General features: G+C 75.6%; 7 protein-coding genes. 6 read left to right on the forward strand and 1 reads right to left on the reverse strand.

The features are described 5' to 3' along the window. Positions 1-378: 378 nt before the first annotated feature. From ACFO4E_RS25755 to ACFO4E_RS25775, 5 genes are all read left to right on the forward strand, one after another. On the forward strand, positions 379-6657 hold the full coding sequence (locus ACFO4E_RS25755; RefSeq protein WP_378579063.1) for an amino acid adenylation domain-containing protein: 6279 nt from the start codon (positions 379-381) through the stop codon (positions 6655-6657). Continuing rightward, positions 6657-9899 (forward strand): non-ribosomal peptide synthetase, encoded by a 3243-nt coding sequence (locus ACFO4E_RS25760; protein WP_378579064.1) that lies wholly within the window; start codon positions 6657-6659, stop codon positions 9897-9899. The genes ACFO4E_RS25755 and ACFO4E_RS25760 overlap by 1 nt, the downstream gene beginning before the upstream one ends. Beyond that, complete coding sequence (locus tag ACFO4E_RS25765) at positions 9896-11011, forward strand: alpha/beta fold hydrolase (protein ID WP_378579066.1); 1116 nt, start codon at positions 9896-9898, stop codon at positions 11009-11011. The genes ACFO4E_RS25760 and ACFO4E_RS25765 overlap by 4 nt, the downstream gene beginning before the upstream one ends. Positions 11012-11062: 51 nt before the next feature. Next, complete coding sequence (locus ACFO4E_RS25770) at positions 11063-12013, forward strand: methionyl-tRNA formyltransferase (RefSeq protein WP_378579067.1); 951 nt, start codon at positions 11063-11065, stop codon at positions 12011-12013. 149 nt (positions 12014-12162) lie between these two features. Further along, positions 12163-13587, forward strand: a complete 1425-nt coding sequence (locus tag ACFO4E_RS25775; protein ID WP_378579068.1) for a TrkH family potassium uptake protein — start codon at positions 12163-12165, stop codon at positions 13585-13587. 25 nt (positions 13588-13612) lie between these two features. On the opposite strand, the gene ilvA is transcribed toward ACFO4E_RS25775, so the two are convergent. Further along, positions 13613-14896, reverse strand: coding sequence for a threonine ammonia-lyase IlvA (gene ilvA, locus ACFO4E_RS25780; RefSeq protein ID WP_378579070.1), 1284 nt, complete (start codon positions 14894-14896; stop codon positions 13613-13615). Positions 14897-14973: 77 nt separating this feature from the next. Between ilvA and ACFO4E_RS25785 the strand changes: the two genes are divergently transcribed. Then, entirely contained in the window at positions 14974-15783 is an 810-nt protein-coding gene (locus ACFO4E_RS25785; protein WP_378579071.1) for an IclR family transcriptional regulator, read from the forward strand. Positions 15784-15788: the final 5 nt, after the last annotated feature.

The raw sequence follows: 15788 nt of genomic DNA on the forward strand, positions 1-15788 counted from the left end.
CGGCGGCGGCCGCCTCCCGGCGCACGCGCCGGTGCGACGAGTGCTGCCGCACCCGCGTCGACCCGCCTCCGCGATCTGGGCGGCGGTGCCCCGGGGCGAACCCGCCCCGGGGAGCGCCGCCACACCCGGCACCATCGGCGCAACGGTGAAAGGGCCCCCGCCGCCCACCCGTGCGGGACGGCACGTCCCGCACCGCCCTCGGGGCGGCGCCGCACCGTTCACCCCCGCCGCCGCGCGGTCCGCCTCCGGCGCCGCGGCCCGATGTGTGCCGCAGCCCGCCGCGTCCGCACCGGACGGCGCGGACGCGCGTCCTCCCGGGGCGGCCACCCGTACCCCCGCGCCACGACCCCCGATGCCGACGAACCTGTGGAGTTGCCCGTGAGCCGGTCCGGACTGGACGACATTCTGCCGCTGTCCCCGCTGGCCGAGGGCCTGTTGTTCCAGGCCGAGGCCGCGGGGGACGGGCCGGACGTCTATACCGTGCAGCAGGTGCTGGAGGTGGAGGGGCCGCTCGACACCGGGCGGCTGCGCGCGGCCTGCCGCGCGCTCCTGGACCGCCACCCGGTGCTGCGGGCGTGCTTCCGCAGGCGCCGCAATGGGGAGGCGGTGTCGCTGATCCCCGCCGCGGCCGAGCCGGTATGGCACCAGGACGACCTGACCGGCGCGCCCGACCCGCACGAGCGGGCCGAGGAGGTCGCGCGGGCCGAGCGCGCCCGCCGGTTCGACCTGGCGCGGCCCGGGCTCGTGCGGTTCGCCGTGCTGCGCACCGCGCCCGACCGGCACCGCCTGGTGGTCACCCACCACCACATCCTGCTCGACGGCTGGTCGCTGCCGGTGCTGGTCACGGAGTTGTTCGCGCTCTACGCCGCCGACGGCACCGCCCCGCCCCTGCCCGCCCCCGTCCCCTACCGGGAGTACCTGGCGTGGCTGGCCCGCCAGGACCGGGGCGCCGCGGAGGCCGCGTGGGGCAAGGCCCTGTCCGGCCTGGAGGAGCCGGCGATGGTGGCGCCCGGCGACGCCGCCCGCACCGCCGCCGTCCCGGAGAGGGTCACCGTCGGCCTCGCGCCCGAGGCGGCGGGCGCACTGGAGGGGTTCGCCCGGGCCCAGGGCGTCACCGTCAACACGGTGGTGCAGCTCGCCTGGGGGACCCTGCTGGCCCGGGTGCTGGGCCGCGACGACGTCGTGTTCGGCACGACCGTGTCCGAGCGGCCCGCCGAGCTTCCCGGCGCGGAGTCCATCGTGGGCCTGCTCATCGCCACCGTCCCCGTCCGGGTGCGGCTGGACCCGCGCGAACCCGTCGCCGGCGCCCTCGCCCGCCTGCGCGACGAGCAGGCCGACCTGCTGGGCCACCGCCACCTCGGCCTGGCCGCCATCCAGAAGGCGGCCGGCGGCGGCGACCTGTTCGACACCCTCGCCGTGTTCGAGAACTACCCCTTCGACCCGGACACCGCGCTGTCCCCCGCCCCCGGCCTGCGGCTGACCCCGCTGGCCGGCCGGGACGCCACCCACTACCCGCTCACGCTGAGCGCGGTCCCCGGCGACCGGCTGACCCTGCGCCTGGACTTCCGCCCCGACCTGCTCGACCGCGACCGCGTACGGCGGCTCGCCGACGCGACCGCGCACCTGCTCACCGAGATCGCCGCCGACCCCGGGCGCCCGGTGGGCCGGCTCGGGCTCCTGGGCGGCGAGGCGGCCCGCACGGTGCTGCACGCGTGGAACGCCACCGGCACCTACCCCCGCACGACACTGCCGGCCGAGTTCGCCCGCCGGGTCGCCGCGGCCCCGGACGCCGAGGCGGTGACCTGCGAGGACGACGTCCTCACCTACGCCGAGCTGGACGCGCACACCGACCGGGTCGCCGCGGCGCTCCAGGAGCGCGGGGTGGGCCCCGAGAGCGTGGTCGCCGTGTCGGTCCCCCGGGGCGTGGACCTGATCGTCGCGCTGCTGGGCGTGCTCAAGGCGGGCGGCGCCTACCTGGCGCTGGACCCCGACCACCCCGACGACCGCCTCGCCTTCATGCTCGCCGACGCCCGTCCCGCCTGCGCGGTGGCCTCCGGCGAGCCGGCCGCGCGGATCGGGCGGCTGGCCCCCGGCGTCCCGATGGTGGCCCTGGACGCACCGCTGGGCGACGACGCCCTCCGCCCCGTCGGCCTGCGCCCCGAGCACCCGGCCTACGTGATCTACACGTCCGGCTCCACCGGCCGCCCCAAGGGGGTGGTCGTCCCGCACGCGGGCATCGGGAAGCTGATCGCCACCCACACCGAGCGGCTGCGGGTCGGCGCCGACAGCCGCGTCGCCCAGTTCGCCTCGCCCGGCTTCGACGTCGCCTGGTGGGAGCTGGTGCAGGTGATGTGCACCGGCGGAACGCTGGTGGTGATCCCCGCACGCCTGCGGGTCGCGGGCCGGGCGCTCACCGACCACCTGCGCGACCAGCGCGTCACCCACGCCATCCTGCCGCCCGCCCTCCTGGCCGCGCTGCCCGAGGACGCCCGCCTGCCCGAGGGGATCGGCCTGCTGGCCGGCACCGAGGAGGTCACCCCGGCCCTGGTCGACCGCTACGCACCGGGCCGGCGCATGTTCAACGCCTACGGCCCCACCGAGGTCAGCGTGAACTCCACCCTGGGCGCCTGCCGCGCGGGGATGGCCGCGCCGGTGCCGATCGGCCCGCCGGACCCGGGCACCCGCGCCTACGTGCTCGACGCGGGCCTGTCCCCCGTTCCGGTGGGCGTGGTGGGCGAGCTCTACCTGGCAGGCGACGGCCTGGCCCGCGGCTACCTCGGCCGCCACGCCCTCACCGCCGAGCGCTTCGTCGCCGACCCCTACGGACCGCCCGGCACCCGCATGTACCGCACCGGCGACCTCGTGCGGTGGAACGCCGAAGGGGCACTGGAGTTCATCGGCCGGTCCGACGACCAGGTGAAGATCCGCGGGTTCCGGGTCGAGCCGGGCGAGATCTCCGCGGCCCTGCTGCGCCGTCCCGAGGTGGCCGCGGCCGTGGTCGCGGTGCGCGAGGACCGGCCCGGCGAGCGCTCGCTCGCGGCCTACGTCGTCGCCGCCCCGGGCCGCGGCGTGGACCCGGCGGAACTGCGCCGGGAGCTGGCCGGCGAGCTGCCCGCCGCGTTCGTCCCGGCGGCCTTCGTGGTCCTGGACGCGATCCCGGTGCTGCCGAGCGGGAAGCTGGACCGCGCCGCCCTGCCCGCCCCCGACTCCGGGGCCCGTGCGCAGGGCCGCCGGCCGCGCGATCCGCGCGAGGAACTGCTGTGCGACCTGTTCGCCGAGGTCCTGGCGGTGCCGTCCGTCGGCATCGACGACGACTTCTTCGGCCTGGGCGGGCACTCGCTGCTCGTTCCGCGGCTGACCGGCCGGATCCGCGCCGTGCTCGGCGCCGACCTGCCGCTGCGCGCTGTGTTCGAGGCACCGACGGTGGCGGAGCTGGCGGCCCGCGTGGACGGCGCGCGCACCCCGGTGCCGCTGCGGCGGGCCCGGCGGCCCGAGGTGCTGCCGCTGTCCTTCGCCCAGCAGCGGATGTGGTTCCTGTACCGCATGGACGGGCCCAACCCGGCCTACAACATCCCCTTCGCGCTCCGGCTCACCGGGGCGCTCGACGCCGATGCGCTGCGGGCGGCGCTGGCCGACGTGGCCGGGCGCCACGAGAGCCTGCGCACCCTCTACCCCGACGACGGCGGCACCCCCCGCCAAGAGGTCCGCGCCGCCGCGGCACCCCCGCTGCCCGTCGTGGCGGTCGCCGGGGAGGAGGAACTGCGCACCCGGCTGGAGGCGGCGGCCCGCCACTCCTTCCGCCTGGGCGAGGAGCCGCCGCTGCGCGCCACCCTGTTCCGGGCGGGCGCCGAGGAGCACGTCCTGCTGCTGCTCGTGCACCACATCAGCGCCGACGGCGCCTCGGTCCTGCCGCTCCTGCGCGACCTGGACCGCGCCTACCGGGCCCGGCTGGCGGGGGCGGCCCCCGAGTGGCCGGACCTGCCGCTCCACTACGCCGACTACACGCTGTGGCAGCGCGAGCTGCTCGCCGAAGGGGCCGGCGGGGTGCTCGCCGAGCAGGCCCGGTTCTGGGCCGATGCCCTGGCCGGGCTGCCCGAGGAGCTGCCGCTGCCCACCGACCGGCCGCGCCCCGCCGTGGCCGGCCGGGTGGCCGGGGAGGTGGGCCTGCGCATCCCCGGCGACCTGCACCGCGCGCTGCGCGAGCTGGCGGCGGCGCACGACGCGAGCCTGTTCATGGTGGTCCAGGCGGCGTTCGCGGCGCTGCTCACCCGGCTGGGCGCGGGCACCGACATCCCGATCGGGTCGCCGGTATCGGGGCGCACCGACGACGCGCTCGACGACCTGGTCGGCTTCTTCGTCAACACCCTGGTGCTGCGCACCGACACCTCCGGCGACCCCGCGTTCCGCGCCCTGCTGCGCCGGGTCCGCGACGCCGGCCTGGCCGCCTACGCCCACCAGGACATCCCGTTCGAGCGGCTGGTGGAGGAGCTGAACCCGGCCCGCTCGCTGGCGCGGCACCCGCTGTTCCAGGTGATGCTGGCCTACCAGACGCTGCCCGCCGGCGCGCTGCGGCTGGGCGACCTGGGCGTGGCCCCGGAGGAGGCGTCCACCGGCGAGGCCAAGTTCGACCTGTCGCTGGACCTCATGGGGGTGGAGGGCGCCGACGGCCTCGACGGCGTGCTGCGCTACCGCGCCGACCTGTTCGACGCCGCGACGGCCGCCGGCATGGCCCGGCGCTTCACCGCGGTGCTGCGCGCGGTCGTCGCCGATCCCGGCCGGACCATCGGGGAGCTGGACCTGCTCACCCCGGACGAGGCCGCGGCGCTGGAGTCGGTGTGGAACGGCCCGGAGGCGGGGGCTCCCGACGCGGCCACCCTGCCCGCGCTGTTCGCCGCCCAGGCGGCCCGCACGCCCGACGCCGTCGCCCTCGTGTGCGGCGACGACCGCCGCACCTTCGCCGACGTGGACGCGAGCGCCAACCGGCTGGCGCACGAGCTGCGCTCGCGGGGCGCCGGCCCGGAGCGGCGGGTCGCGCTGCTGCTGCCGCGCGGCGCCGAGACCGTGGTGGCCATCCTGGCGGTGCTGAAGTCGGGGGCCGCCTATGTGCCCATCGACCCCGAGTACCCGGCCGAGCGCCGGGCCCTGCTCATCGCCGACGCCGACCCGGTCCTGGTGGTGACGGCCTCCGGCCTGGAGCCGGGCGGGGACGCGCCGGTGCTGGTGCTGGACCGGACCGACACCGGCGGGCACCCGTCGTCCCCGCCGGCCACGGGCCTCACCGCGCGCCACCCCGCCTACGTCATCTACACGTCGGGCTCCACGGGCACGCCCAAGGGGGTGGTGGTCGAGCACCGCAGCGTGGTCAACCTGTTCGCCTCGCACCGGGAGACGCTGTACCGGCCGGCCGCGGCCCGCGCGGGCGGGCGGCGGCTGCGGGTGGCGCACGGCTGGTCGTTCGCGTTCGACGCGTCGTGGCAGCCGCAGCTGTGGATGTTCGACGGGCACGAGCTGCACATCCTGCCGCAGGAGGTGCAGCGCGACCCCGAGGCGCTGGTGGCGCTGATCGAGCGGGAGCGGATCGACTTCATCGAGGTCACCCCCTCGCACGCGGCGCAGTTGGCCGCCGCCGGGCTGTTCCGGGACGGCGGGTGCCCGCTGCTCGTGCTCGGCGTCGGCGGCGAGGCCGTCCCGCCGTCGCTGTGGCAGCAGGTGCGGGCGCTGCCCGGGACGGAGGGCTACAACCTCTACGGCCCCACCGAGGCGACCGTCGACGCGCTGGCCGCGCGCGTGGGTGCGGCCGAGCGCCCGCTCGTGGGGCGGCCGACCGCCAATACCCGCGCCTATGTGCTCGACCAGGGGCTGCGCCCGGTGCCGCCGGGCGTGGTGGGCGAGCTCTACCTGGCAGGGGACGGCCTGGCCCGCGGCTACCTCGGCCGCCACGCCCTCACCGCCGAGCGCTTCGTCGCCGACCCCTACGGACCGCCCGGCACCCGCATGTACCGCACCGGCGACCTCGTGCGGCACATGCCGGGCGGCGACGTGGACTACGTGGGGCGCGCCGACGACCAGGTCAAGGTGCGGGGGTTCCGCATCGAGCTGGGCGAGGTCACCGCCGCGCTGTCCGGGCTGCCGGGGGTCGCGGGGGCGGCGGCCGACGTCCGCGAGGACACCCCCGGCGACCGGCGCATCGTCGGCTACCTCGTGCCCGACGGGCCGCTCGACCCCGACCGGGTGCGCGCCGCCCTGCTGGCGGAGCTGCCGGCCTACATGGTGCCGAGCGCGTTCGTGGAGCTGGCGGCGCTCCCGCTGACGGCGCACGGCAAGCTCGACCGCCGGGCGCTGCCCGCCCCCGCGGGCGCCGGCGCCGCGGCGGGCTCCCGGGAGCCCGCGACCCCGCTGGAGGTCCTCGCCTGCCGGCTGCACGCCGCGGCGCTGGACCGGCCCGCGGTGGGGGCCGACGACGACTTCTTCGCGGGCGGCGGGCACTCCCTGATGCTCGTGCGGCTGCGCGACCGCATCGAGCAGGAGGCCGGGGTCCGCCTGCCGATCGCCGACCTGTTCACCCACCCCACCCCCGCGGAGCTGGCCCGGCGCCTGGCCGCCGCCGGCTCCGCGGCCCCGACGACCGGGACCGCCCCGGTGAAGGAGAGGACCTGATGGCCCCCCGCCGACCCGCGTCGCCCTACCCCCCGGCGGTCGCCGACCCCGCGAACCGGTTCGAGCCGTTCCCGCTGACCGACCAGCAGCAGGCGTACCTGCTCGGCCGCACCGGCGTGTTCGAACTGGGCAACGTCTCGACGCACGCCTACTACGAGTACGAGGGCGAGCTCGACGTCGAGCGCTTCACGCTGGCCTGGCGCCGCGCCGTCGCGCGCCACGACGTGCTGCGCGCGGTGGTGCTGCCCGACGAGGGGCGCCAGCAGGTGCTCGCCGACCCGGGCGAGTTCACCCCCGAGATCGTCGACCTGCGCGGCACCGACCCCGCCCCCGCCCTCCGCGAGGTGCGCGAGCGGCTCTCCCACGAGGTGCGGCCGGCGGACGTGTGGCCGCTGTTCGCGGTGGTGGTGAGCCGGCTCGACGACCGGCGCAGCCGGGTGCACGTCAGCTTCGACGCGCTCGTCCTGGACTACCTGAGCTGGCAGCTGCTCATCGCCGACCTCACCCGGTTCTACGACGACCCGGGGCTCGACCTGCCCCCGCTGGAGATCGGCTACCGCGACTACGTCCTGGCCGAAGCCGCCATGGAGGGCACCGACCGCCACCGCCGCGCACGGGACTACTGGCACGAGCGGCTGCCGGGGCTGCCCCCCGCCCCCCGCCTGCCGCTCGCCGAGGACCCCGCCACGGTGCGCCGGCCCCGCTGGACGAGCCGCATCGCCACCCTGCCCGCCCCGCAATGGACCCGGGTGAAGGCACAGGCGGCCGCCGCCGGCCTGACCCCGACATCGGTGTGCCTGGCGGCCTTCGCCGAGGTGCTGGCGGTGTGGAGCGATTCGGCGCACTTCACCCTCAACGTCCCGCGGATGAACCGGTTCCCCCTGCACCCGCGTGCCAACGAGCTGCTCGGCGAGTTCGCCTCGTTCTCCCTGCTGGAGGTGGACCTCCGCGATCCCGACGCCACGTTCACCGACCGGGCCCGGCGCCTCCAGCGCACGTTCTGGAACGACCTCGCCCACCAGGAGTACTCGGGGGTGCGCGTCCTGCGCGAGCTCGTGCGCGCCTCGGGGGGCGCCAACGGGGCCCTGATGCCGGTGGTGCTCACGAGCACGATCGGCTTCACCGCCGGAGAACGGCCGCTGCTCGGCCACGTGCTGCCCCGGGTGTTCGCGATCTCCCAGACCCCGCAGGTGTACCTGGACGTGCAGATCGAGGAGACCGCGGCGGGCCTGGTGTACAACTTCGACGCCGTGGCCGAGCTCCTGCCCCCGGCCCTGGCCGACCGGCTGTTCGCCGCGTTCGGCACGGTCCTGGGCCGCCTCACCGACAGCGGCGGGTGGTCCGCCACCGGCTTCGACCTCGTCCCGCCCGGCGACCACGCGCGCGGCGGCCTGCACGGCCCCGCGCGGGAGATCCCCGGCGAACTCGTCCAGGACGGCTTCCTGCGCCACGCCGCGGCCGACCCCGGCGCGACGGCCGTGATCACCCCCACGGTCGAGCTGACCTACGGCGAGCTGCACCGCCGCGCCGCCGGGCTCGCGCGCGAGCTGCGCGCGGCGGGGGCGCGCACCGACGCGCCCGTCGCGGTGGTGCTGGAGAAGGGGTGGGAGCAGGTCGTGGCCGCCTACGGTGTGCTGCTGTCCGGCGCGCCCTACCTGCCGATCGACGCGGGCGCGCCCGAGGAGCGGATCCGGGCGGTCGTCGAGCAGGCGGGCGCCGAGCAGGTGATCGACGCCGCCGCCTTCGCCGGACTCACCGCGTCCGCCGCCACCGCGGACTCCGTTGACTCCCCTGGCCCCTCCGCGACCACCGCCGATGGCCACCGGGGATCGCCCGGCGACCTCGCCTACGTGCTGTTCACCTCCGGCTCCACCGGGCGCCCCAAGGGGGTGATGGTGGAGCACCGCGGCATGGTCAACGCGCTGCACGCCACCCGCGAGGAGTTCGGCGTCGGCCCCGCCGACACCTGCCTGGCGGTGACCGCCCTGCACCACGACATGTCGGCGTTCGACCTGTTCGGGGTCCTCGGCGCGGGCGGAACCGTGGTCGTCCCCGACGCCGGGCGCTCGCGCGACGCCGCGCACTGGGCCGAGCTGATCGACGCCCACGGGGTCACCCTGTGGAACTCGGTGCCCGCCATGATGGAGATGCTGATGGAGTCGGGCGCCGCGCCGCGGAGCCTGCGCGCCGCCTTCCTCGGCGGCGACTGGGTCCCGCCGCGCCTCGTCGCCACTCTGCGCGAGCGCGCCCCGGGGGCCGAGGTGGTGAGCGTCGGCGGGCCGACGGAGACGACGCTGTGGAACATCTGGCACCGCGTGCGCCCCGAGGACCTGGAGCGCCCGTCGATCCCCTACGGCAGGCCCATCGCCAACACCGCCTACCACGTGCTCGACGAGCGCGGCGCCGATCGGCCCGACGGCGTCGTCGGAGAGCTGTACTGCGCGGGCCCCGGAGTGGCGCGCGGCTACTGGGACGACCCCGAGCGCACCGCGGCGTCGTTCGTGGTGCGCGGCGGCACGCGCCTGTACCGCACCGGCGACCTGGGCCGGGTGCTGCCCGACGGGTCCATCGAGTTCGCGGGGCGGGCGGACGCCCAGGTGAAGGTGCGGGGGATGCGCATCGAGCCCGGCGAGGTGGAGGCCGTTCTCGGCGCGCAGCCGGGGGTGGAGGCCGCCGTCGTCGTGGGGGTGCCCCATGAGGGCCGGCCCGGCCACCGGGCGCTCGCCGCCTATGTGACCGGGTCCGCCGACCCCGATGCGGTGCGCGCCGCGGCCCGCGCCGCCCTGCCGGAGCACCTGGTGCCCGCCACGGTCACCGTGCTCGCCGCCCTCCCGCTGACGGCCAACGGCAAGGTCGACCGAGCGGCGCTGGAATCGGGGGCGCCGTCGCCGCGCGGCGGCGGTACGGAGGCGTTCACCGCGCCGCGCACGCCGCTGGAGGCGACCATCGCGCAGGAGTGGGCGGAGGTCCTGGGGGCGGGTCCCGTGGGCGCGTCCGACGACTTCTTCGTGCTCGGCGGCGACTCGGTGACCGCGACCCGAGTGCTGGCCGGGCTGCGCGACGCGCTGGAGAGCCCGGACCTGCCGCTGATGGCGCTATTCGCGGGCCGGACCGTGGCGGGCATGGCCGCGGCGCTGCTGTCCGCCGAGGCCGAGCCGGGGCGCCTGGCCCGGGTCGCGGAGCTGTACCAGCAGGTCCTCGCCCTGTCCGACGACGAGGTCGAATCGGAGCTGGCGACGTGACCGGTGCGGGCGTCCCGGTGCCGTGGGTGCGGCGGTTCGCGCCGCCGCGCCACGGCGGCGGGCGGGGGGCCGGCCGCGGCGCGCCGCCCGCGCGGACCCTGCTGTGCTTCCCGCACGCGGGCGGGGCGGCGAGCGCGTACGGGGAGTGGGCGGCGCTGGTGCCCGAGGGCGTCGAGGTGTGGGCCGTGCAGTACCCCGGCCGCGAGGACCGGATCGGCGCGCCCCTCATCGACGGCATGGCCGCGCTCGTGGCCGCCGTGGCCGCGGCCGTGGGGCCGGCGCCGGCCGGGCCCGTCACGGTGTTCGGGCACAGCATGGGCGCGTCCGTGGCCCACGAGTTCACGCTGGCGCTGGCCCGGACGCGGCCAGGGCTGGTCGACCGCCTCGTCGTCTCGGCACGGCCCGGGCCGGCGGCGCAGGCGCCGGTCGCCGACCCCGTGCACCTGCGCGACGACGCGGGGGTGCGCGACGCGCTCAAGGTCCTCGGCGGCGGTGGCGGCGATGCTCTGGCCGACCCGCAGATGGCCGCCCTGCTCATGCCGGTGATCCGCAACGACTTCCGGCTGATCGAGCGCTACCGGCCCGGGGCCGGGCTGCTCGATGTCGACGTCGTCGCGCTGGCCGGCGACGCCGACCCGGCCATGCCGGCCGGGCTCATCGACGCGTGGGGCGCGGCCACGACGGGGGCGTTCACCTCGCTCGTGCTGCCCGGCGGGCACTTCTACCTCAACGACCACCTTCCCGCCGTGATCGACGCGGCGTTCACCCCGACCCGATGCGAGGAGCAGCAGATGAGCAGTCAGGACCAGGCCGCGGAGCAGGCACAGGCGGCGGCCGCGGCGGAGGCGGTCGGCGTGGACGGGCTGCGCGCCGCGATCGCGGAGGTGCTGGGGGTGGAGCCGGCCGAGGTCGCCCCCGACGCGAGCCTGTTCGAGCTGGGCCTGAACTCGATGTCGATGATGTCGCTGTCGGTGCGCTGGCAGGCGCTCGGCATCGAGGCGCCCTTCGGGGAGCTCGCCGAACGGCCGACGATCGCCGCCTGGTCGGAGCTGCTGACCGGGATCCTCGCCGCCCAGGGCGGTTCCGAGAGCGCGTCCCCCTTGTCTAATTAGGCAAGGCTTGCTTTACTTAACGCCGCTGTCGTGAGTCGAGGAGGGTATTTCATGCGGATCGTCATGTTCGGGTACCAGACGTGGGGCCACCGGACCCTGCGCGCGCTCCTGGAATCCGAGCACGAGGTGGTCCTCGTCGTCACCCACCCCGAGTCCGACCACGCCTACGAGCGGATCTGGTCGGACTCGGTGGCCGGCCTCGCCGCCGACAACGGCGTGGACGTGCTGCTGCGCACCCGGCTCGACGACGACCCCGGCCTGCTCACCCGCCTCAAGGAGGCCGAGCCGGACCTGATCGTCGCCAACAACTGGCGCACCTGGATCCCGCCGGAGATCTTCACCCTGCCCGCCAAGGGCACGCTGAACGTGCACGACTCCCTGCTGCCCGCCTACGCCGGCTTCTCCCCGCTCATCTGGGCGCTGATCAACGGCGAGGAGCAGGTGGGCGTGACCGCGCACATGATGGACGAGGAGCTCGACGCGGGGCCGATCGTGACCCGGCGCGCGGTCGCCGTGGGCCCCCGCGACACCGCCACCGACCTCTTCCACGCCACGGTCGACCTGATCGGGCCGGTGGTGGCCGAGTCCCTCGACCGCATCGCGTCCGGGCGCACCGACTGGACCCCGCAGGACCGCTCGAAGGCGTCGTTCTTCCACAAGCGGTCGGTCGAGGACGGCCGGATCGACTGGACCTGGCCGGCCGCCGACATCGACCGGCTGGTGCGGGCCCAGTCCGACCCCTACCCCAGCGCCTACACCTTCCACCGCGGCCGGCGGCTCCAGGTGACCGGGGCGTCGGTGTCGCAGGGCCGCTACGGCGGCACGCCCGGGCGGATCTTCATCCGCGAGGGCGAGGGCATCGTCATCGTCGCGGGGGCGGGCGCACGCGACGGCCGCCACCACGGGCTGCTCATCGAACGCGTCCGCACCGAGGACGGCACCGACCTCGCCGCAACGGAATACTTCCGCACCATGGGCGGGTACCTGACCGCCCACCCCTGACGCACCCGCTTGCTCGCCCGGCCGGGCGGGCGAGCGGGCGGGGCCGGGCGATCCCATACGGAACCCTTACGGGGTCCTCCTCCCCCAGCGGGGTGTGAGAGTCCTAGTGTGACCTGGGACGACGATCACCACCTCTGGGGCGGAGGCCGATGGGCGCGGCAGGCGGGGACGGACCCGGCGACCGGCGCGGGACCACCCGCCGGCGGTGGCCGTTCGCGGCCTCCCGGAACAGCGGGTCGGTGTTCCGCCGGTGGGCGCGGCCGCCGCAGATCACGGTCGCGACGTTCGCCCTGGCCGTCGCGGCCGGTACCGCGGCGCTCATGTTCCCGGGCGCGTCCACGGCCGGCGAGCCGACCGCGCCCATCGAGGCCCTGTTCACCGCGGTCTCGGCGGTCTGCGTGACCGGGCTCATCGTCGTCGACACGCCCACCCACTGGTCGCTGTGGGGGCAGTGGACCATCCTCGTCCTGATCCAGATCGGCGGGGTCGGCATCATGACGCTGGCCTCGGTCCTCATCCTGACCGTCCGGCGCAGCATCAACCTCCGGCTCCAGGTCACCACCGGCGGCGAGACCAAGGCACTCGGGCTGGGGGACGTGCGCCGGCTCGCCCTCGGGATCATCGGCTTCACGCTGCTGTTCGAATCGGTGACGGCGGCCCTGCTGGCGCTGCGCTTCGGGCTCGGCTACGGCTACCCGGCGGGGCGGGCCGTCTACCACGGCGTGTTCCACGCCGTATCGTCCTTCAACAACGCCGGCTTCGCCCTGTACTCCGACTCCCTGATGGGCTTCGCCACCGACCCGTGGATCACCCTGCCCATCGCGTTCGCCGTCATCGCCGGCGGGCTCGGGTTCCCCGTCTGGGTCGAGATCTGGCGGCGCCGCCACCCCCAGCACCGCCGCTGGTCGCTGCACACCCGCATCACCGTGTGGGCGACCGCCGTGCTGCTGGTCATCGGAACGGTGCTGATCTCCGCGATGGAGTGGGACAACCCCGGCACCCTGGGGCCGATGGACCCCGCCGACAAGCTCCTGGCCGGGTTCTTCCATTCGGTGATGCCGCGCACCGTCGGCTTCAACAGCCTCGACGTCGCGGAGTTCACCACCCAGACGCTGTTCGTGAACGACATGCTGATGTTCATCGGCGGCGGCAGCGCGGGGACCGCGGGCGGCATCAAGGTCACGACGTTCGCCCTGCTGGGCTTCGTGATCCTGTCGAACATCAGGGGCGAGACGCAGGTGCACGTCGGCGACCGCAAGATCGGGGTCGGGGTGCAGCAGCAGGCGGCGACCGTGACCCTGCTCGCGCTGGGCCTGGTGGTGGTCTCGACCCTCTACCTGATCACCATCACCCCGTTCACCCTCGACCAGGTGCTGTTCGAGGTCATCTCCGCCTTCGCCACGGTCGGGATGTCCACCGGGATCACCGCCGACATCCCCGCCTCCGGCCAGATGGTGCTGATCCTGCTCATGTTCATCGGCCGGGTCGGCCCCATCACCCTGGCCACCGCGCTGGCGCTGCGCAGCCGTGCCCGGCAGTACGACTACCCGGAGGAGCACGCCATCGTCGGCTAGGGCCGGGGCCGGGCCCCGGCCCCGGTCACACCAGGAACGTGAACAGCGGGCTGTCCGGCGAGATGCGCTCCACCCGGTGGGGTGCGGCGTCCATGCGCTTGAGGATGGGCTGGAGGTTCTCGGGGGCGCCGAGCTCCACCCCCACCAGGGCGGGGCCGGTCTCGCGGTTGTTGCGCTTGACGTACTCGAAGAGCGTGATGTCGTCGTCGGGGCCCAGGATGTCGTCGAGGAACCGGCGCAGCGCCCCCGGCTCCTGGGGGAAGTCGACCAGGAAGTAGTGCTTGCGGCCCTCGTGGATGAGCGCGCGCTCCACGATCTCGGCGTAGCGGCTGACGTCGTTGTTGCCGCCGGAGAGGATGCACACGACCGTCGAGCGGGCGGGCAGGCCCAGGTCGGGGCCGAGCGCCGAGGCCGCCAGCGCGCCGGCGGGCTCGCTGATGATGCCGTCGGACTGGTACAGGTCGAGCATCTCGACGCAGATCCGGCCTTCGGCCACCGCGACCATGGCGGGGTGCTCCCCCGCCGCCGCGATGGCGTGGGTGTAGCGGCCGACCCTGCGCACCGCGGCGCCGTCGACGAAGGGGTCGATGTGCTCCAGCTCCACCGGCCGACCGGCCTGGAGCGCGGCGGCCATGCTCGCCGCGCCCAGCGGCTCGGCGCCGATGACCCGCACGCCCGGGTGGGTCTCGCGCAGCCAGGTCAGGGTGCCGGCGAGCAGCCCGCCGCCGCCCACGGGCACCACCACGGCATCGGGCGCGCGCCCGAGCTGCTCGATGACCTCCTTGACGACGGTCCCCTGCCCGGCGATCGTGCGGGGGTCGTCGAAGGCCGGCAGCAGCGTCATGCCGAGGGACTCGGCGTCCTCGCGCGCCGCCGCGGCGGCGTCGTCGTAGGTCTCGCCGGTCACCACGGTCTGCACGCTGGCCCCGCCCAGCCGCGCCACGCGGTCGCGCTTCTGCCGCGGCGTGGTCCGGGGCAGGTAGACGCGCGCCTGGATGCCCAGCGAGGCGCAGGCGAACGCCACGCCCTGGCCGTGGTTGCCGGCGCTCGCGCAGACCACGCCCTGCTCGCGCTCGCGCGCGCCGAGCGACTGCACGAAGTTCAGCGCGCCGCGCCCCTTGTAGGAGCGGACGGTGTTGAGGTCCTCGCGCTTGAGCCACACGTCGAGGTCGTGGCGGAGCGACAGCCGGTCGTTGCGCTGCAACGGGGTGGGCGGGATCACGCCCGTGAACCGGGCCGCGGCCATGGCCACATCGGCCGCCGTCACCGAAGGGGGTGTCGCGCCTGTGTCCGGGGCGTTCTCAGTCAACGCCGTCCTCTTTCCCTAGAGTCGGGAGCGCCTGCGCCGCGGGCCATGGGCCGCGCTCCTGTCGTATCTTCGAGCGTATGAGCAACCGCGAGGCGGGCGGGCGCGGTCCCGCCAAGGAGAAGGGCGCCTCCGGGCAGGCGCCGCTGCTCGTGCTCGGGAAGATCACCGAGATCCTCAACGCCTTCACCCTGCACCGCCCGTCGCTGACGCTGCGCGAGATCCAGCAGGAGACCGGGCTGCCCACCTCCACGGTGCAGCGGCTGGTGACCAACCTGGTGGCCCACGGGTTCCTGGACCGTGCCGACGACCGGATCCGGATCGGGGCGCGGATGGCGTACTGGGCGGCGGCCGGGACCAAGGACCTCGATGTGCTGGCCGTGGTCAACCCCGTTCTGAAGGACCTGCGCGATCTCACCGGCGAGACCGCCTGCTTCTTCCGCGCCGAGGGCGAGTACCGGGTCTGCATCGCGGTCGCGGAGACCCGCCACGCGCTGCGGCGGGACATGGCGGTGGGCAGGATCGCGCCGGTCACCGTGGGATCGTCGGGCCGCGTGCTGTTGGCGTGGAACCCCGGCCTGGCCGATCTGGCGCTCGGCCACGAGCTGCCGCAGCTGACCGAGAGCACCGTGACCGACCGGGATGAGTTGCGTGAGCTGATCAAGCGGACGCTGGTCGAAGGATACGCCATCACCGTCGGCGAGAGGGTCGACGGCGCCTCCGGGCTGTCGGCCCCCGTGTTCGACTCGGCGGCCGACCTCGTCGGCGCGCTGACCGTCCAGGGGCCGACGCTGCGGATGCCTCATGACACGTGCGTCGAGTGGGTCGATGTGCTGGTGGAGCACGCCGAGCGGATCACCCGGGCGCTGGGCGGCCGGTACCCGGCCTGACGCCC

The organism is Nocardiopsis mangrovi, from assembly GCF_042653925.1.
GTDB lineage: Bacteria > Actinomycetota > Actinomycetes > Streptosporangiales > Streptosporangiaceae > Nocardiopsis_B > Nocardiopsis_B mangrovi.